Annotated in this window: 21 protein-coding genes and 1 other RNA gene; 12 read left to right on the forward strand and 10 right to left on the reverse strand. The window is 73.3% G+C overall.

Features of this window, described 5'->3' with window-relative positions:
- Positions 1 to 76 precede the first annotated feature (76 nt).
- Positions 77 to 817: an ABC transporter permease gene (locus AC3AQ1_RS15615; protein WP_108719740.1), complete on the reverse strand. Its 741-nt coding sequence runs from the start codon at positions 815 to 817 to the stop codon at positions 77 to 79.
- A complete protein-coding gene (locus tag AC3AQ1_RS15620) occupies positions 814 to 1,800 on the reverse strand; it encodes an ABC transporter ATP-binding protein (protein ID WP_108719741.1) in 987 nt (328 codons plus the stop codon). Before AC3AQ1_RS15620 ends, AC3AQ1_RS15615 begins: the two co-directional genes overlap by 4 nt.
- A 286-nt stretch (positions 1,801 to 2,086) precedes the next feature.
- On the opposite strand from AC3AQ1_RS15620, the gene AC3AQ1_RS15625 reads away from it, so the two are divergent.
- The 8 genes from AC3AQ1_RS15625 to AC3AQ1_RS15660 all read left to right on the forward strand — a co-directional run bounded on the left by AC3AQ1_RS15625 (position 2,087) and on the right by AC3AQ1_RS15660 (position 9,031).
- Positions 2,087 to 2,962 (forward strand): helix-turn-helix transcriptional regulator, encoded by an 876-nt coding sequence (locus AC3AQ1_RS15625; RefSeq protein WP_199916486.1) that lies wholly within the window; start codon positions 2,087 to 2,089, stop codon positions 2,960 to 2,962.
- Positions 2,959 to 4,419: a Fe-S cluster assembly protein SufB gene (sufB, locus tag AC3AQ1_RS15630; RefSeq protein WP_108719742.1), complete on the forward strand. Its 1,461-nt coding sequence runs from the start codon at positions 2,959 to 2,961 to the stop codon at positions 4,417 to 4,419. Before AC3AQ1_RS15625 ends, sufB begins: the two co-directional genes overlap by 4 nt.
- Entirely contained in the window at positions 4,419 to 5,612 is a 1,194-nt protein-coding gene (gene sufD / locus AC3AQ1_RS15635; protein WP_108719743.1) for a Fe-S cluster assembly protein SufD, read from the forward strand. The genes sufB and sufD overlap by 1 nt, the downstream gene beginning before the upstream one ends.
- A gap of 7 nt (positions 5,613 to 5,619) precedes the next feature.
- The gene (locus AC3AQ1_RS15640) at positions 5,620 to 5,973 is read left to right on the forward strand and encodes a non-heme iron oxygenase ferredoxin subunit (protein ID WP_108719744.1); all 354 of its coding nucleotides are present in this window, start codon (positions 5,620 to 5,622) and stop codon (positions 5,971 to 5,973) included.
- A 63-nt stretch (positions 5,974 to 6,036) separates the two neighbouring features.
- Positions 6,037 to 6,795, forward strand: coding sequence for a Fe-S cluster assembly ATPase SufC (gene sufC, locus AC3AQ1_RS15645; protein WP_108719745.1), 759 nt, complete (start codon positions 6,037 to 6,039; stop codon positions 6,793 to 6,795).
- Between the two features lie 35 nt (positions 6,796 to 6,830).
- Positions 6,831 to 8,150 (forward strand): SufS family cysteine desulfurase, encoded by a 1,320-nt coding sequence (locus AC3AQ1_RS15650; RefSeq protein ID WP_108719746.1) that lies wholly within the window; start codon positions 6,831 to 6,833, stop codon positions 8,148 to 8,150.
- The gene (gene sufU / locus AC3AQ1_RS15655) at positions 8,147 to 8,635 is read left to right on the forward strand and encodes a Fe-S cluster assembly sulfur transfer protein SufU (protein WP_108719747.1); all 489 of its coding nucleotides are present in this window, start codon (positions 8,147 to 8,149) and stop codon (positions 8,633 to 8,635) included. The genes AC3AQ1_RS15650 and sufU overlap by 4 nt, the downstream gene beginning before the upstream one ends.
- A 48-nt stretch (positions 8,636 to 8,683) precedes the next feature.
- On the forward strand, positions 8,684 to 9,031 hold the full coding sequence (locus AC3AQ1_RS15660) for a metal-sulfur cluster assembly factor (RefSeq protein WP_199916627.1): 348 nt from the start codon (positions 8,684 to 8,686) through the stop codon (positions 9,029 to 9,031).
- 67 nt (positions 9,032 to 9,098) lie between these two features.
- On the opposite strand, the gene AC3AQ1_RS15665 is transcribed toward AC3AQ1_RS15660, so the two are convergent.
- Entirely contained in the window at positions 9,099 to 9,770 is a 672-nt protein-coding gene (locus AC3AQ1_RS15665) for a VOC family protein (RefSeq protein WP_108719749.1), read from the reverse strand.
- Positions 9,771 to 9,917: 147 nt separating this feature from the next.
- On the opposite strand from AC3AQ1_RS15665, the gene AC3AQ1_RS15670 reads away from it, so the two are divergent.
- Both AC3AQ1_RS15670 and AC3AQ1_RS15675 read left to right on the forward strand, forming a co-directional pair.
- The gene (locus tag AC3AQ1_RS15670) at positions 9,918 to 10,805 is read left to right on the forward strand and encodes a Nif3-like dinuclear metal center hexameric protein (RefSeq protein ID WP_108719750.1); all 888 of its coding nucleotides are present in this window, start codon (positions 9,918 to 9,920) and stop codon (positions 10,803 to 10,805) included.
- The gene (locus AC3AQ1_RS15675; RefSeq protein ID WP_108719751.1) at positions 10,802 to 11,536 is read left to right on the forward strand and encodes a zinc ribbon domain-containing protein; all 735 of its coding nucleotides are present in this window, start codon (positions 10,802 to 10,804) and stop codon (positions 11,534 to 11,536) included. The genes AC3AQ1_RS15670 and AC3AQ1_RS15675 overlap by 4 nt, the downstream gene beginning before the upstream one ends.
- 78 nt (positions 11,537 to 11,614) lie before the next feature.
- Here the strand turns inward: AC3AQ1_RS15675 and AC3AQ1_RS15680 are convergent, their stop codons facing one another.
- The 6 genes from AC3AQ1_RS15680 to ppgK all read right to left on the reverse strand — a co-directional run bounded on the left by AC3AQ1_RS15680 (position 11,615) and on the right by ppgK (position 14,780).
- On the reverse strand, positions 11,615 to 12,346 hold the full coding sequence (locus tag AC3AQ1_RS15680; protein WP_108719752.1) for a YaaA family protein: 732 nt from the start codon (positions 12,344 to 12,346) through the stop codon (positions 11,615 to 11,617).
- Between the two features lie 22 nt (positions 12,347 to 12,368).
- Positions 12,369 to 12,758, reverse strand: an RNA gene (rnpB, locus tag AC3AQ1_RS15685) — RNase P RNA component class A.
- 42 nt (positions 12,759 to 12,800) lie between these two features.
- The gene (locus AC3AQ1_RS15690) at positions 12,801 to 13,103 is read right to left on the reverse strand and encodes a hypothetical protein (RefSeq protein WP_108719753.1); all 303 of its coding nucleotides are present in this window, start codon (positions 13,101 to 13,103) and stop codon (positions 12,801 to 12,803) included.
- A gap of 200 nt (positions 13,104 to 13,303) precedes the next feature.
- Positions 13,304 to 13,513 (reverse strand): CsbD family protein, encoded by a 210-nt coding sequence (locus tag AC3AQ1_RS15695; RefSeq protein WP_108719754.1) that lies wholly within the window; start codon positions 13,511 to 13,513, stop codon positions 13,304 to 13,306.
- Between the two features lie 63 nt (positions 13,514 to 13,576).
- Entirely contained in the window at positions 13,577 to 14,011 is a 435-nt protein-coding gene (locus tag AC3AQ1_RS15700; protein WP_108719755.1) for a hypothetical protein, read from the reverse strand.
- Positions 14,012 to 14,018: 7 nt separating this feature from the next.
- The gene (gene ppgK / locus AC3AQ1_RS15705) at positions 14,019 to 14,780 is read right to left on the reverse strand and encodes a polyphosphate--glucose phosphotransferase (RefSeq protein ID WP_108719756.1); all 762 of its coding nucleotides are present in this window, start codon (positions 14,778 to 14,780) and stop codon (positions 14,019 to 14,021) included.
- 93 nt (positions 14,781 to 14,873) lie between these two features.
- Here ppgK and AC3AQ1_RS15710 point away from each other — a divergent pair, with 93 nt between their 5' ends.
- Positions 14,874 to 15,095, forward strand: a complete 222-nt coding sequence (locus tag AC3AQ1_RS15710; RefSeq protein WP_108719757.1) for a hypothetical protein — start codon at positions 14,874 to 14,876, stop codon at positions 15,093 to 15,095.
- A gap of 19 nt (positions 15,096 to 15,114) precedes the next feature.
- Here AC3AQ1_RS15710 and panB read toward each other — a convergent pair whose 3' ends face one another.
- The gene (gene panB, locus AC3AQ1_RS15715; protein WP_108719758.1) at positions 15,115 to 15,966 is read right to left on the reverse strand and encodes a 3-methyl-2-oxobutanoate hydroxymethyltransferase; all 852 of its coding nucleotides are present in this window, start codon (positions 15,964 to 15,966) and stop codon (positions 15,115 to 15,117) included.
- Positions 15,967 to 16,098: 132 nt separating this feature from the next.
- On the opposite strand from panB, the gene glnA reads away from it, so the two are divergent.
- The gene (gene glnA, locus AC3AQ1_RS15720; protein WP_108719759.1) at positions 16,099 to 17,436 is read left to right on the forward strand and encodes a type I glutamate--ammonia ligase; all 1,338 of its coding nucleotides are present in this window, start codon (positions 16,099 to 16,101) and stop codon (positions 17,434 to 17,436) included.
- The last annotated feature ends 1 nt before the right edge of the window (position 17,437 follow it).

Raw genomic sequence — 17,437 nt, forward strand, 5'->3', positions numbered from 1 at the left:
CGCCGACGGGGGCGGCGGGCCAGGAATGACGCCGATCCCGTTCTATAACGATTCGGTCACGGCGCCCGGTCCGGCGCTACTCGGTCGGGCGGAACCAGCGCGCCGCCGCGGCGAGGCACGTGACCGTCCACGCCGCCAGCACGACGAGGGCGACCTCGGCGAACGCGCCGTCGACCAGGGCCGCGCGCATCGCATCGCCGAGCGCGCCCGAGGGCAGCCACGAGGCGAGCGGCACGGCGAACCGCGTGTCGCCGTCGGCGGGCAGGACGAGGCCGCCGATCGCTGCCAGCGCGAGCCAGAGCAGGTTCGCGACGGCGAGCACCGCCTCGGCGCGCAGCCGCGCCGCCACGAGGAGCCCGAGCGAGGTGAAGCAGATCGAGCCGAGCACCCAGGTGAGCAGCGCGGCGCCGAGCCCGCCGAGGTCCGGACGCCAGCCGACGGCGACGGCGAGGCCGGACAGCGCGACGACCTGCAGCACCTGCACCGCGAGCACCGCGAGCACCTTGCCGAGCACGATCCCGCGCGGACCCAGCGGAGTGGTGGACAGCTGGCGCAGCACGCCCCATCGGCGGTCGAACGCGGTCGCGATGGCCTGCGACGTGAACGAGGAGGACATGATCGCCAGAGCGAGGACGCCCGGGGCGATGAGGTCGATGCGGTTCGTGCCGTCCAGCGGCAGCGACACGACGGTGGCCACGCCGAGCCCGAGCAGCGCGAGCGCCGGCAGCACGACGGCGACGAGAAGCTGCTCGCCGTTGCGCAGGATGCCGATCGCCTCGAACCGCGCGTAGGCGAGGACGCGACGGGTCGCGGTCATGCCGCGCTCCCGTCCGAGGCGCCGGCGCCCGGGCGCCCGGGGGAGCCGGCGTCGTCGAGCTCGTGGCGGCCGGTGAGCGCGAGGTAGGCGTGCTCGAGCGTGCCGCCCCCGGCGCGCAGCGTGAGGATCGCCAGTCCGGCGTCGGCGCACCACGCGGCGACCCGGGCGGTGACGTGCGGGCCGTCGGACCCCAGGTCGCGCACGAGCACGGCGTCGCCGTCGCGCTCGACGGCGCCGGCGGCCGCCGCGCGGCCGAGCGCCGCCAGCTCGCCGGGCGCCGGGCGCCGGGCGAACGTGATCTGCAGGGTGTCCGTCGCCGCGTACCGCGCCACGAGGTCCTGCGGCGTGCCGGCCGCGACGAGCCGACCGCGGTCCAGGACGTGCACGACGTCCGCGAGCTCCTCGGCCTCCTGCAGGAGATGGGTCGTGAGCACGACGGCGGTGCCCGACTCCCGCAGGTCGCGCACCAGCGACCACACGTCGCGCCGGGCGTGCGGGTCCAGGCCCGCGCTCGGCTCGTCGAGGAAGGCGAGGTCGGGACGGGCGGCGATCGCGACGGCGAACGCGAGCCGCTGGCGCTGCCCCCCGGACAGGCGTCGGACGGGCGTGCGCTCCACGGCGGCGAGGTCGAGCAGGTCGACGAGCTCGCGGGGCGAGCGCGCCCCCGGTCGGACGGCGCACGCCAGTGCGAGCACGTCGCGGACGCTGCGCGCCATCGGAAGCCCGCCGTCCTGCAGCATCACGCCCGTCCTCGCGCGTGCCTGCGTCGACCCGGGGGCGTGACCGAGCACCCGGATCGTGCCGGAGGCGGGGCGCCGCAGGCCCTCGGCGCACTCGATCGTGGTGGTCTTGCCGGCGCCGTTCGGTCCGAGGACCGCCGTGATGCGACCCGCCTCGGCCTGGAACGTGAGGTCGTCCACCACGCGGCGGCCGTCGTAGGTGACGACGAGATCGGTCACCTCGAGGGCGGCGGGTGCGGGCACGGTTGTCGATCCTAGTGGCGTCCTGGCGGCGAGACCCGTGGTGCCCCCTGCGGCGCAGGGCCGCCTTCCGGCGGCTGCTGGTGGCCTCTCGCGTGAGGGCGGCCGGTGGGGCGCGCCGCGGCGTTCGGCGACCTGTGCGGCGCGACCGGCGCACGTGACCCGCCTCAGCCTGCGGTGTGGTGAGGCTGGCCTTGCTAGCGGGAATGGATTTACCGCATGACACTGTTACCAAAGTCCGGGGGTTTTCACGGCCCCGTCGTGCCCGTCGTCGCTGGAGGTGGTCGTCGTGTCCTCACCTCGTGCGGCGTCCCCGCTCCCGCTCACCACGACCGGTGCCGGCCCGCACGGTGTGGTCACCCGCGGCGCGCTGACCGACGCGGCGACGCACCCCGAAGCAGACGACGCCGGTACGCGCGACCGCGTGCGCACGCTCGTCGTCGAGCACGGCCCGATCGACGCCGCGGGGATCGCGGCGATCGTCGACCTCACCCCCGCGGGCGTCCGCCGTCACCTCACCGCGCTCGTGGCGGCCGGCGAGATCGCCGAGCGTCCCGCCGTCGGGAACGTGCCCCGCGGGCGCGGACGCCCGCCGCGCGAGTACGTCGCGACGGCGGCCGCACAGCTGCACCTGCCCGACGGCTCCGGCGCGCTCGCCGCGCAGGCGCTGTCCCACATCGCGGCGCACCTCGGGCGCGACGGCGTCGCGTCCTTCGCGCAGGAGCGGCTCGTCGAGATCGAGCGCGCCTACCGCCCCGTCGTCGAGGCCGCCGGTCCCGACGTCGCCGCGCGAGCCGCCGCACTCGCGGACGCGATGTCCGCGGACGGCTACGCCGCGTCGACCCGGTCGACCTCGCGCGGCGGCCTCACGCTGCTGCAGCTGTGCCAGGGTCACTGCCCGGTGCGGACGGCCGCGGCCGAGTTCCCCGAGCTCTGCGACGCCGAGACCCGCCTCATCGCGCGGCTGCTCGGCGTGCACGTGCAGCGCCTGGCCACGATCGCCGCGGGCGGGCACGCCTGCACGACGGCGATCCCCGTGCCGACGGTTGCCACCCGCGCGGCCCCGGAGGCGCCGACCCCGGACACGTCCGCCCCCACCACCCACTCCGCGACGCCCCGACCGGCGCAGTCGCGCACCAGCCACCACGAGGAAGGAACCGCATGACGACTCCGACCACGGACGTGGGCATCGTGCCGAACGGCACCGCCCAGCCGATGACCCAGGAAGAGACGATCGCGTCGATCGGCAACTACGGCTACGGCTGGCACGACCGGGACGTCGCCGGCGCCACCGCGCGCCGCGGCCTGAACGAGGACGTGGTCCGCCAGATCTCGCGGCTCAAGAACGAACCGGAGTGGATGCTGCAGCGCCGTCTGCGCGGCCTCACGCTGTTCGGGCGCAAGCCGATGCCGCAGTGGGGTGCCGACCTGTCGGGCATCGACTTCGACAACATCAAGTACTTCGTGCGCTCCACCGAGAAGCAGGCCGCCTCCTGGGACGAGCTGCCCGAGGACATCAAGAACACGTACGACCGGCTCGGCATCCCCGAGGCGGAGAAGCAGCGCCTCGTCGCCGGGGTCGCCGCGCAGTACGAGTCCGAGGTCGTCTACCACCAGATCAACGCCGAGCTCGAGAAGCAGGGCGTGATCTTCCTCGACACCGACACGGGACTTCGTGAGCACCCGGAGATCTTCGAGGAGTACTTCGGCTCGGTGATCCCGACCGGGGACAACAAGTTCGCCGCGCTCAACACCGCGGTGTGGTCGGGCGGCTCGTTCGTCTACGTCCCCAAGGGCGTGCACGTCGAGATCCCGCTCCAGGCCTACTTCCGGATCAACACCGAGAACATGGGCCAGTTCGAGCGGACGCTGATCATCGCCGACGAGGGCTCCTACGTGCACTACGTCGAGGGCTGCACCGCGCCGATCTACTCCAGCGACTCGCTGCACTCCGCCGTGGTGGAGATCATCGTGAAGAAGGACGCGCGGGTGCGCTACACGACGATCCAGAACTGGTCGAACAACGTGTACAACCTCGTGACCAAGCGCGCGACGGCCGAGCAGGGCGCCACCATGGAGTGGATCGACGGCAACATCGGGTCCAAGGTGACGATGAAGTACCCGGCCGTCTACCTCATGGGCGAGCACGCCCGTGGCGAGACGCTCTCGATCGCGTTCGCCGGCACCGACCAGCACCAGGACACCGGCTCGAAGATGGTGCACATGGCGCCGCACACGTCGTCCTCGATCGTGTCGAAGTCGGTCGCCCGCGGCGGCGGCCGCGCGTCCTACCGCGGCCTGGTCCAGGTGCTCGAGGGGGCCGAGGCGAGCAAGTCGAACGTGCTGTGCGACGCGCTGCTGGTCGACACCGAGTCCCGCTCGGACACCTACCCGTACGTCGACGTCCGCGTGGACGACGTGCACATGGGTCACGAGGCGACGGTGTCCAAGGTGAGTGAGGACCAGCTGTTCTACCTCATGTCCCGGGGCATGGAGGAGACCGAGGCCATGGCGATGATCGTGCGCGGGTTCGTCGAGCCCATCGCGCGCGAGCTCCCGATGGAGTACGCCCTCGAGCTCAACCGCCTCATCGAGCTGCAGATGGAAGGGGCCGTCGGCTGATGACGACCACCGATGTCATGTCCACCGACCACACGCGCGCCACGGCCGACGCCTCGCACACCCACGGCGGCCCGGCCGTTCCCGAGGCGTCGCGCGCCGCTCGCCTGGCGACGTTCGACGTCGAGGCGTTCGGCGAGATCACCGGCTCGGAGGAGGAGTGGCGGTTCTCGCCCGTCGACCACCTCGCGCCCGTGCTGCGCGACGTCGCCGCGGACGGTCACCTCGAGTGGACCGTGCCGACGCTGCCCGACGGCGTGACGCTGGACGAGGTCGACGCGCAGACGGCGCGTGAGCGCTCGGTGCGCGCCCCCGGCGACCGCGCGAGCGCGCTCGCCGTCCGGCACTCCGGCGGCGCGATGCGCCTGGCCGTGGCCCGCAACGCCGAGGTCACCGAGCCCGTCGAGATCACCCTGACCGGGCGCGGCGACGACGTGCGCGGTCACCTCCTCGTCGAGGTCGGCGAGGGCGCGCAGGTCACGCTCGTCATCGACCGTGTCGGCACGGCGACGTACTCCGAGTTCGTCTCGGTCGACATCGCCGCCAACGCCCACCTCGACCTCGTGCTGCTCCAGCGCTGGGACGCCGGCGCGGTGCACGCGGGCGAGGTCGTGGCGCGGCTGGGCCGGGACGCGCGGCTGCGCGGCACCGTGGTCAGCCTCGGCGGCACCGCGGTGCGTCTCAACACCTCCGCGGCGTTCGCGGCCGAGGGCGGGGACGTGGAGCTCTTCGGGCTCTACTTCGCCGACTCCGGTCAGCACCTCGAGCACCAGCTGTTCGTGGACCACGCGGCGCCGCGGTGCCGCTCGCGGGTCACCTACAAGGGTGCGCTCCAGGGAGCCGGGGCGCGCAGCGTGTGGATCGGCGACGTGCTGATCCGCAAGGAGGCCGAGGGCACCGACACCTACGAGCTCAACCGCAACCTCGTGCTCACCGAGGGCGCCCGCGCCGACTCGGTGCCGAACCTCGAGATCGAGACGGGTGAGATCGAGGGCGCCGGTCACGCGAGCGCGACCGGACGCTTCGACGACGAGCAGCTCTTCTACCTGCGCGCGCGCGGCATCCCCGAGGAGACCGCACGCCGGCTCGTGGTGCGCGGCTTCTTCGCCGAGCTCATCCAGCAGATCCGCGTGCCCGCCGTCGAGCAGCGCCTCGTCGAGGCGATCGAGCACGAGCTCGAGGAGACCGGCCTGTGAGCACCCCGTGACGGCGCAGAGCGCGGCGTTCCTCGACGACCTCGCCCCCGGCAGCGCGATGACCGTCTCGGTCACCGCCGCCGACGGGTCCGACCTGCTCCTGGCGCTCGTGCGCGCGCAGGACGGCTCGGTGTACGCCCTGGACGACGAGTGCTCGCACGGGCGCGCGTCGCTGGGCGACGGCGACGTCCTCACCGAGCGCGGCGTGTGCAGCGTCGAGTGCTGGAAGCACGGCTCCCGGTTCGACGTCACGACCGGGCGGCCGCTCGGCCCGCCGGCGAGCCAGCCCGTCACGACCTACCCCGTCACCATCGACGGCGAGATCGTCCTCGTGGACGTCGACTCGCCCGTCCGCACCTGACCGGCCGCACGCGCCCGGTCGACCCGAGACCTCCCGAACCCACCGCACCTGAGAGAGAAGGCCATGGCCACCCTCGAGATCAAGAACCTGCACGTCAGCGTCGAGACGAACGACGGCCCCAAGCCGATCCTGCGCGGCGTCGACCTCACCGTGAACAGCGGTGAGACCCACGCGATCATGGGCCCGAACGGCTCCGGCAAGTCCACGCTCGCCTACTCCATCGCCGGTCACCCGAAGTACCAGGTCACCGACGGCGAGATCCTGCTCGACGGCGAGAACGTGCTCGACATGAGCGTCGACGAGCGCGCCCGCGCGGGGCTCTTCCTCGCGATGCAGTACCCCGTCGAGGTGCCGGGCGTCACGGTCGCGAACTTCCTGCGCACCGCGAAGACGGCGATCGACGGTAAGGCGCCCGCGCTGCGCACGTGGACCGGTGAGGTCAAGACCGCGATGGACAAGCTGCGGATGGACCCCGAGTTCGCGCAGCGCAACGTCAACGAGGGCTTCTCCGGCGGTGAGAAGAAGCGCCACGAGATCCTCCAGATGGAGCTGCTGCGACCCGCCTTCGCCGTGCTCGACGAGACCGACTCCGGCCTCGACGTCGACGCGCTGCGCATCGTGTCCGAGGGCGTCAACCGCCTCAAGGGCTCCAGCGAGGTTGGCGTGCTGCTCATCACCCACTACACGCGCATCCTGCGCTACATCCACCCCGACTTCGTGCACGTGTTCGTCAACGGCCGGGTGGCCGAGGAGGGTGGCCCGGAGCTCGCCGAGCGCCTCGAGGAGGAGGGCTACGACCGCTTCCTCGCCTCGGCGCTCTGAGGCGACCGAGCCTCGATCAGCGGGAAGGAGACGACATGACGACCACGACGGCGAACCCCGACGTCGCGACGTCCGCGCGCGAGCGCGCGGCTGAGCTCGCGCGCGTGCGCGCCGACTTCCCGCTGCTCACCCGGCAGGTGAACGGCCACGACCTCGTCTACCTCGACTGGGGGGCGACGTCGCAGAAGCCCGAGTGCGTCATCGACGCCGAGCAGGACTTCTATCTCACCGCCAACGCCGCGGTGCACCGTGGAGCGCACACCCTGGCGGCCGAGGCCACCGAGCTGTTCGAGGACGCGCGCCGCGTCGTCGCCGACTTCGTGGGGGCCGACGACGACGAGATCGTCTGGACGTCCAACGCGACGGCGGCGATCAACCTCGTCGCGTACGCCATGTCGAACGCGACGGCAGGGCGGGGCGGGGTCGCCGCGCAGCGGTTCGCGCTCGCGCCGGGGGACGAGATCGTGGTCTCCGAGCTGGAGCACCACGCCAACCTCGTGCCGTGGCAGGAGCTCGCCGCCCGCACCGGCGCCGTGATCCGGCCGCTGCCCGCGACCGACGAGGGCCGACTGGACCTCGACGCGCTCGGCACCGTGGTGGGCGAGCGCACCCGGCTCGTTGCCGTGACGCACGCGTCGAACGTGACCGGTGCCGTGACCGACGTCGCCGCCGTCGTGGACCGCGCGCACGCCGTCGGGGCCCTCGTCGTGCTCGACGCGTGCCAGTCGGTGCCGCACCTCGGGGTCGACCTGCACGCGCTCGACGTCGACTTCGCGGCGTTCTCCGGCCACAAGATGCTCGGCCCGACCGGGATCGGCGTGCTGTACGGGCGGCGTGCGCTGCTCGAGGCGCTGCCGCCCGTGACGACCGGCGGCTCGATGGTCGAGGTCGTGACGATGACCGAGGCCACCTACCTGCCACCGCCGCAGCGGTTCGAGGCGGGCACCCAGATGGTGGCGCAGACCGTCGGCCTGCGCGCCGCGGCCCAGTTCCTCTCCGACCTGGGGATGGACGCCGTCGCCGCGCACGAGCAGGAGCTCACCGCGCACCTGCTCGCCGGGATCGCCCAGGTGCCGCACGTGCGGTTGCTCGGGCCGACGCAGGCGGTTGACCGGCTCGGCGTCGTGGCCTTCGAGGTCGACGGCGTGCACCCGCACGACGTCGGCCAGGTGCTCGACGCGGCCGGCGTGGCCGTGCGCGTCGGTCACCACTGCGCCCAGCCCATCCACCGGCGGCTCGGCGTCGCGTCCTCGACGCGCGCCTCGGTGGGCGTCGCGACCACGACCGCGGAGCTCGACGTGTTCCTCGACGCGCTCGCGGGCGTGCGCGCCTACTTCGGCCTGGCCACGTCATGAGCGGTCTCGAGCAGCTCTACCAGCAGGTCATCCTCGACCACGCGCGCGAGCGGCACGGCGAGGGCCTCCTCGACGCCGACCCGGGCGCCGCAATGGTGGGGGAGTCGTTCCAGGTGAACCCCACGTGCGGCGACGAGGTGAGGCTGCGCGTGCAGCTCGCGGACGCGCCCGACGGCGGATCGCCCGTCATCGAGCACGTCTCGTGGGACGGGGTCGGCTGCTCGATCTCGCGCGCGTCGCTGTCCGTCCTGACCGACCTCGTGGAGAAGGGCTCGGTGCGCGACGCCGACGCGCTGTCGGAGACCTTCCGCGCGCTCATGAGCAACCGCGGCGCCCCGCTGCCGCTGGAGCAGGAGGAGACTCTGGGGGACGCCGCGGTGTTCGTCGGCGTCGCCCGTTTCCCCGCCCGGATCAAGTGCGCGCTGCTGGGCTGGATGGCCCTGCGCGACGCCGTCGCCTTGGCCCTCACCGGCCCCACCGCGTAGGAGGACAGTCCCGTGACCACCGAGTCCAGTACCAGCACCAACCAGAACGTGGCCGCTGCGCCGGCCCCGCCCGCAGCGCCCGTCACCGTGCCGAACGTCGCCGACGTCGAGGAGGCGCTGCGCGACGTCATCGACCCCGAGCTCGGCATCAACGTCGTCGACCTCGGGCTGATCTACGGCGTGATCATCGACCCCGACGGGTCCGCGACCGTGGACATGACGCTCACCTCCGCGGCGTGTCCGCTCACGGACGTGATCGAGGACCAGGCGGCCCAGGCCGTCGACGGCCTGCTCACCGCACTGCGGATCAACTGGGTGTGGATGCCGCCGTGGGGCCCGGACAAGATCACCGAGTCCGGCCGCGAGCAGCTGCGGGCCATCGGTTTCAACGTCTGAGGCGCGGAGCCCGACGCGCGTTCGCTTGCGCGCGTTCGCTGACGAGCGGTCGGCTCGTGCCGGCGAGTCACTCCGACGTGTCGGGCCACCCCGCGATGTCGACCCCGTGGTTCTCCGGGGACGCCAGCGACCACCACGCGGGCGCGTAGGAGTCATCGGCCATCCGGCCACCGGCGGCGAGTGCCGCCGCCACGCGCGCCTGCGCCTGGTCGGCGGGCACGAACACGTCGAGATGAGTCCGCCCCCGGCCGGGCGCGTCGCCGGTGATCGGGTTGAACGCCAGCTGGGGACCGCAGCGCAGCGGGTCGACGGCGTCGGTGTCGCCCAGCGGGTCGTAGCCGAGCGCGGCCTGGAAGAACGGCCGTGAGTCGGCGCCGGAGTGCTGGGCCACGTACACGTTGATCGTCTGGACCCGCGCCGGATCCGGCGCGAGGTCGAGCTCGGCGGCCGCTCGCGAGACCGCGGCAGCGAACTCGACCACGGCCGCCGCGATCGTGTTCTCGTCGCCGGACGGGATCCGTACGACGACCCCTTCGGGCCGCACGTCGATGTCGGGACGCACGCCCGACCGCTCGGCTGCCGCGACGATCGGACCCACGAGGCCCGCCGCGTGGACGAGGGACGTGGCGCGGAACACGGCCTGCGGACCGGTGCCGGTGACTCGCCAGTCCGCCACGCCGTCGCGCCGGTGGAACTCGACGGCGGAGATCCGGTCCGAACCGTTCGTCGCGCCGTCCATGGGAGCTCCCTCGAGCGCGATCCGCTGCCTCCGCCCGGACGAGCGAGGACGCCGCGCGTGCGTCACGGTACTCGCCGGTCGGTCGCTCGCCCAGGCCAGCTGTGCCGATGCCGCCCTGCGCAGGCCACGCCGTCGTAGGCTCGCAGCGTGCTGCTCAGTGATCTCCTGTCCGACCTCGAGGACCGCTACCCGCCGTCGACGGCGGCCGAGTGGGACGCCGTCGGCCTCCTCGTCGGCGACCCGGCGCGTGAGGTGCACCGCGTCCTGCTCGCCGTCGAGGCCACCGAGCTCACCGCGGCCGAGGCCGTCGAGCTCGACGCCGACCTGCTGCTCGTCCACCACCCGCTGCTGCTGCGCGGGGTCACGACGATCGCGGAGACGACCGCGAAGGGTCGCGTGCTCACCGGCCTCGTCCGCGGGGGCTGCGCGCTGTACGCGGCCCACACGAACGCCGACGACGCCCCGGGTGGGGTGTCCGAGGCGCTGGCGCTCGCCGTCGGGCTCGATCCCGCGACCCTCCGACCGCTGGTGCCGGCGACGCACCCCGCGGCGCTGCCGGGCTCCGGCACCGGGCGGGTGGGCGAGCTCGCCGAGCCGCTGACGCTGGACGCCTTCGCGCGCCGGGTTGCGGCGGCGCTGCCCGCCACGGCGCAGGGCGTGCGGATCGCGGGGGACCGCGACGCGCTCGTGCGGACGGTGGCGGTGTGCGGCGGCAGCGGCGACTCGTTCCTGTCAGCGGCGCGCGAGGCCGGTGTCGACGTCTACCTCACCGCCGACCTGCGCCACCACCCGGCCACGGACTTCCGCGCGCACGCCGAGAAGCCGTACCTGCTCGACGCCGCCCACTGGGCGAGCGAGTGGGTGTGGCTGCCGGGCCTCGCCGACCAGCTGCGGGCGGATGCCGAGGCGCGGGGCGCTAGGTTGGAGGTCCACGTCAGCACGGCCCGCACCGATGCCTGGGCCGCGTCCGTGGGCGCCGATCCGGCCGCCACCGCGGCGGCCGAGGCGACCGATCGACCTGAGAGGCCCGCGTGACCACTGCCCCCCGACTCGACCAGCGCCGGCTCCTGGACGTCCAGGCGCTCGACACGCAGCTCGCCAAGCTCGCGCACGCCCGCCGGTCCCACCCCTCGATCGCCGCGCTCGCCGAGCTCGACGCCCGCGCGGGTGACCTGAGCCGGTCCCGCCTCCTGGCCGAGACCGAGGTGAAGGACCTGCGCCGCGAGGTCGCGAAGGCCGAGGGCGACGTCGAGCAGGTGCGCACGCGACGCACGCGCGACCAGGCCAGGCTCGACGCCGGGCAGTTCGGGGCGAAGGACTCGGTCGCCGTGATCGCCGAGCTCGAGGCGCTGGCCCGGCGTCAGAGCGTTCTCGAGGACGTCGAGATCGAGGTGATGGAGCGGCTCGAGTCTGCCGAGAGCGCGCTGGCCGCCGTGGACGCGCAGGCCGAGGCGCTGCGCGCCGACGTCGAGCGCACCACCGCCGAGCGCGACGCCGCGCTGGCCGAGCTGGACCGGCAGCACGACGAGATCGCCGGGCGACGCGCGGTCGCCGTCGAGGGGATCGACGCCGGGCTGCTCGCTCTCTACGAGAAGGTCCGGAAGCAGAACTCCGGCCTCGCGGTGCTGGGCCTGCGCGGCTCGACGACCGAGCCGCTGCGGCTGGACCTGTCCCTCTCGGAAGTCTCGGCGATCAGGTCCGCCAGCGCGGACGAGGTGGTGCGCTCCGAGGAGGACGGCTACATCCTCGTCCGGCTGGACGACTGAGCCCGCACCGCTCGCCGGTTCGCCGGCCTGAGCATGCGCTGGGGTGCTCGGGCGCCGCTCCGACGGCGCGCCGGCGGCTCAGGCGACGACAAGCGTGAGGATCGAGGGCTGACCGGGGCGAGCGGCGCCGTCGTGCTCGACGGCGAGCACCGCACCCGAGGCGACCAGCCCCCGGGCCGCACGCACCAGTGAACGCAGTTCTGTCGGTTCGGCGCCGCGGCGGGTAAGCAGGTGGTGCACGAGAACGCCTCGCCAGTGCTTGGCGAAGTGGCTCACCACCCGGCGAGACCCGTCGGCGCCCTGCTGCTCCACCTTGACCGCAACCCACGTCGCATCCAGCGGCGGGCGCCACAGCGGCACGAACTCCGACGACCGCGTGTCGACCACGAGCCGACCGGCGGCGAGCGGGAAGAGCGCCGCCTCCAGGTGCGGGCGCCAGAACGGGCCGAGGCCACCGATCCCCGGAACGGCGCCCATGGCGAGCCGGCTGGCCGGCACCCGGTCCTGCGGACGCACGACGCCGAGCAGCGGCGACGCCACGAGGACGCTCTCGCGGGTCCGGGCGGCCGCCGCGCCGCGCGAGCGCAGCAGCACCGGGAGCTCCGCGGCGGCGAAGAGGACCCCGGTGAGGACGGCAGCGGCTGGCGCCGTGGAGGAGCCGGCGACGTCGTGCGGACCGCCCGCGAGCGCGTCGAGCAGGGTCCGTCGTGGCGCGGTGAGCGCGGGCAGGGCGAGGCCGTCGAGGTCGAGGGGAGGTGCGCCGTCGGGTCCGGGCGTCTGACCGCGGGAGGGCGGGAGGACCAGGAGCACCCCGAGAGTCTAGTCGGGCCGGGGGATGAGCCGGCCGGTACGCCGGGTTCTGTCCCCGCCGTCGGTCGCCCGACGGCGGGTGGCGACCATCCATCTCGGGCGTACGTCGCCGCACGCCTCCAGCGGCCTACCCGGGAGCGTCGAGCGGGCAGCTCGCTCCCTGTCTGGCCTTGCTCCGGGTGGGGTTTACCGAGCCGCACCGGTCACCCGGTGCGCTGGTGAGCTCTTACCTCACCGTTTCACCCTTACCCGTCGTGCCCCGAGGGGCGCGACGGGCGGTCTGTTCTCTGTGGCACTGTCCCGCGGGTCACCCCGGGTGGGCGTTACCCACCACCCTGCCCTGTGGAGCCCGGACGTTCCTCGGCCCCCGCACGCCGAGGCGCTCGGGGGACGCGGCCGCCTGGCCGGCTCATCCGCACCCGAGTGTAGGCCAGCGCCCGACGGCGAGCGGACGTCAGTCCTCCGCCTTCGCCTCGCTGATCACGAGGCTCGCCGGGCGGTAGGCGACCCCCATTGCGGAGGCGAGTGCCCCGAACGCGGTGCCGATGCCGCCAGCGGTCGCGATGAGCTTGTCCGCGACGTCCGGGAACCAGACCCCGGCGAGGGTCATCACGAGGACCGACCCGACGGTGACGGCGAGCCCCACGACGTAGACGAGCGTGCGGGTCCGGGGTGAGAAGACGGGCGGCTGGGCTCCGTCGGACGCCGCGGCGGCGCGGACCCGGCGGCGACGGCTGGGTGTGGACGTGGTGGTCACGACTGCCTCCCTCGGGTCCCGGCGCCGGATGCGCCCGGTTATCCGAAGGGGAGACGGCGGCCCGGCTCGTGATACCTGCCCACGGCGGGCTCCGGCCGAGTCGCGGGCGCACCGTCACGGCCGCCCCGGCAGACCCGCCCGGACGCACGAGTGCCCCGGTCGCCGCTGGGGCGACCGGGGCACCCGGGTCGTGGTGTGGATCAGTGCTTGTCGAAGGCGTGCTTCACCTTGTCCGCCACGTTCGACGCGGCGTCCTTGATGTCCTCGCCGGCCTCCTTGACGGACGCCTTGAGCTGGTCGGACTTGCCCTCGGCCTCGAGCTGCTCGTCATCGGTCGCCTTGCCGATGGTCTCCTTGACGTTGCCGCTCGCGTCCTGGGCCTTGGCCTCGAACTTGTCGTCGATACCCATGGGGTCTCCTTCCGGGTGAATGGTCAACCGTATGCACGCAGCCGGGCGGATGTAAAGCCTGGTTCAGGCTGCGCCCTCGTCCTGGACGAGCTGCCGCACGTGCGGCAGTGCCGCGAGCAGCACGGCCTCGTCCTGGGTGCCCGGATCGAGGGCGACGGCGTGCACCCCGTCCGCGACGAACTCCAGCAGGTACTCGGTCGCGTCACCCGGCGGGATCGCGAGCAGGCGGCCCGCCTCGGTCTCGTCGAGGCCCGAGGCGACGCCGAACTCGGACGCGGCCTGCGGCGTCGTGAACACGCAGATGAACCCGCGGCCGTCCTGCTCCAGCGCGAACGGCGTCACCTGGTCGCCGTACCCGCGCGCGAGGAAGTACCACTGCTCCAGCGCGTAGGCCGCACGCCAGGCGGCGAGGTGCTGCTCGCCGTCGGGCTGCGCGCCGCCTGCGAGGTCGGGCTGCGCGCCGCCTGCGAGGTCGGGCTGCGCGCCGTCGCTCGTCACGGCCGCGCTACGACGCGGACCGCGCGGCGAGCGCGGCCGCGCCCACGATGCCCGCCGCGTTGCGCAGCTTGGCCGGCACGATGCGGGTCTGCAGGTCCAGCAGTGGCAGGAACTGGCTGTGCTTCTTGCTCACGCCGCCGCCCACCACGAACAGGTCGGGGGAGAACAGGAACTCCAGGTGGGAGAAGTACCGCTGCAGGCGGGGCGCCCACTCCTCGAACGTCCAGCCCTCGCGCTCGCGGACGCCGGAGGAGGCCTGCGTCTCGGCGTCGTGGCCGTCGATCTCGAGGTGGCCGAGCTCGGCGTTCGGCACGAGCACGCCGTCGTAGATCATCGCGGTGCCGATCCCGGTACCCAGCGTCACGACGAGCACGAGGCCCTTGACGTCCTTGGCGGCGCCGTAGGCGACCTCCGCGAAGCCGGCGGCGTCGGCGTCGTTCGCGACGAGCGTCGGGTGCCCGGTGGCCCCACGCGCCACCTCGGCGACGTCCGTGCCGATCCAGGACTTGTCCACATTCGCCGCGGAGTACGCGACGCCGCGCTTGATGATGGCGGGGAACGTGAGGCCGATCGGCGCGTTCCTGGGCAGGTCGAACGAGCCCACCAGCTCCCCGAGCACGCGCGCGACGGCCTCGGGCGTCGAGGGCTGCGGGGTCTCGATCCGGAGCCGGTCCTCGGCGAACTCGCCGGAGTGCAGGTTCACAGGCGCGCCCTTGATGCCCGACCCTCCGATGTCGATGCCGAAGGCGAGCGACTGCTTCTTGGACATGGGACGGGCCCTCCTGTGGGTTCCTGACCGAGCGGTGTGCGGGCATGACGACAGCGACGCCGTCGTGCGAGCATGGGAAGTCTAGGAGGATCGATGACCCAGGACGCACCCCGCGACGACGCGGACCTGACCGAGAACGGCTACTACTACAACCTCACGTCCGGCGAGGTCGAGAAGGGCCTGGTGTCCGCCTGGACGCAGCGCATGGGTCCCTACCGCACCGAGGCCGAGGCGTCCGCGGCGCTCGAGACCGCGCGCAAGCGGTCGCAGTCGTGGGACGCCGAGGATCGGCGCTGGGCCGGGTCGGACGAGTAGGGCCCGACGGCGAGCTCGCCTACTCGCCGTACGTGTGCTCGGGCCCGGGGAACGAGCCGTTGCGCACCGCGGCACCGTAGGCGCGGGTCGCCTCGGCCAGCGCGACGCCCACCTCGCCGAAGCGCCGCGAGAAGCGCGGCGCCCAGTCCGCCATACCGGCCATGTCGAGCCAGACGAGCACCTGGCCGTCGCAGCCGGCGCCCGCGCCGATCCCGATCGTGGGGATCGCCAGGCGCGCCGTGACGCGGGCGGCCAGCGGCGCGGGGACCATCTCGAGCACGAGGGCGACGGCGCCCGCGTCGGCCAGCGCGACGGCGTCGGCGAGCAGCGCGTCGGCCGCGTCCTCGCCGCGACCCTGCACCCGCTTGCCGCCGAGGATGTTCTCGGCCTGCGGCGTGAGGCCCAGGTGCCCCACGACGGGGATGCCGCTGCGGGTGAGGAGCCGGACCTGCTCGGTCACGTGCCGGCCGCCCTCGAGCTTGACGGCGTTCGCGCCGCCCTCCTTGAGCAGGCGAACCGACGTGGCGTGCGCCTGCGCCGGTGAGGCCTCGTAGGAGCCGAACGGCAGGTCGGCGACGACGAGCGCGCGCTTCGTGGCCCGCGCCACCGAGCGGGTGGCCACCACCATCTCGTCGACCGTGACGGGGATCGTGTTGCGGTGACCGAGCATGTTGTCGCCGATGGAGTCGCCGACGAGCAGCAGATCCACGCCCTGCTCGTCGAAGATCCGGGCGGTCACGCCGTCGTAGGCGGTGAGCATCACAAGGCGCTCGCCGCGCTCCTTGAGCGCCCGCAGGTCGGGCACGCGGACGGGGCGGGTGCTGGCGGGGGAGGGCGACGGCGCTGCCGCCGCCGAGGGGCTGCCGGGCATGGCTGCCAGCCTAGTCGCGCCGTCCGCCGCGCTGTTCGCCGCGCCCGGCGCCGTGACTCGTCCGGGTTGCGCCCGGGTTCGCTCCCGGTTCCGCCATGATAGGAACGAACCGACGGTCGGCGAGGGAGAGCGATGGACAAGCAGCAGGAGTACGTGCTCCGAGCGATCGAGGAGCGCGACATCCGCTTCATCCGCCTGTGGTTCACGGACGTGCTCGGGATGCTCAAGTCGGTGGCGATCGCCCCGGCCGAGCTGGAGAGCGCGTTCGCCGAGGGGATCGGGTTCGACGGCAGCGCCATCGAGGGCCTCTCGCGCGTGTCGGAGTCCGACATGCTCGCGCGCCCCGACCCCGCCACGTTCCACGTGCTGCCGTGGCGCGGCGACCACCGCGGCACGGCGCGGATGTTCTGCGACATCCTCACGCCCGACGGCGAGCCGGCCGCCGCGGACTCGCGCAACGTGCTCAAGCGCAACCTGGCCAAGGCGGCCGACCTCGGCTTCTCCTACTACACGCACCCCGAGGTGGAGTTCTACCTCTTCCACACCCCGGAGAGCGCCGAGGGTCCGCTCGTGCCGGTGGACGACGCCGGGTACTTCGACCACGTCGCCCGTGGCACGGGGCACGACTTCCGCCGCGCGACGATCGGCCTGCTGGAGTCGATGGGCATCTCGGTGGAGTACTCCCACCACGAGGGCGGCCCGGGGCAGAACGAGATCGACCTGCGCTACGCGGACGCCCTGTCCACGGCCGACAACATCATGACCTTCCGCACCGTGGTCAAGGAGGTCGCGCTCGACCAGGGCATCATGGCGTCCTTCATGCCGAAGCCGCTGTCGGGACAGCCCGGCTCGGGCATGCACACCCACCTGTCGCTCTTCGAGGGCGACTCGAACGCGTTCTACGACCCCGCGGGGCAGTACGAGCTGTCCAACACGGCGCGCAAGTTCATCGCGGGCATGCTGCGCCACTCCGCGGAGATCACGGCCGTGACGAACCAGTTCGTCAACTCCTACAAGCGCCTGTGGGGCGGCGGCGAGGCGCCGAGCTACGTGTGCTGGGGGCACAACAACCGTTCCGCCCTCATCCGCGTGCCGATGTACAAGCCGGGCAAGGGGCAGTCCGCCCGGGTGGAGTACCGCGCGCTGGACTCCGCGGCCAACCCGTACCTCGCGTACGCCGTGCTCCTCGCGGCGGGCCTCAAGGGCATCCAGGAGGACTACGAGCTGCCCGAGGAGGCCGAGGACAACGTCTGGGACCTCACCGACGCCGAGCGTCGGGCCCTGGGGATCGCGCCGCTGCCGAACAACCTCCAGGACGCCCTCGACACCATGGAGCGCTCCGAGCTCCTCGCCGAGACGCTCGGCGAGAGCGTGTTCGAGGTCTTCCTGCGCAACAAGCGCCGCGAGTGGGTGGAGTACCGCGCCCAGGTGACGCCGTACGAGATCTCTCGCCTCCTGCGCTCGCTCTGAC

The organism is Miniimonas sp. S16 (genome assembly GCF_057748195.1).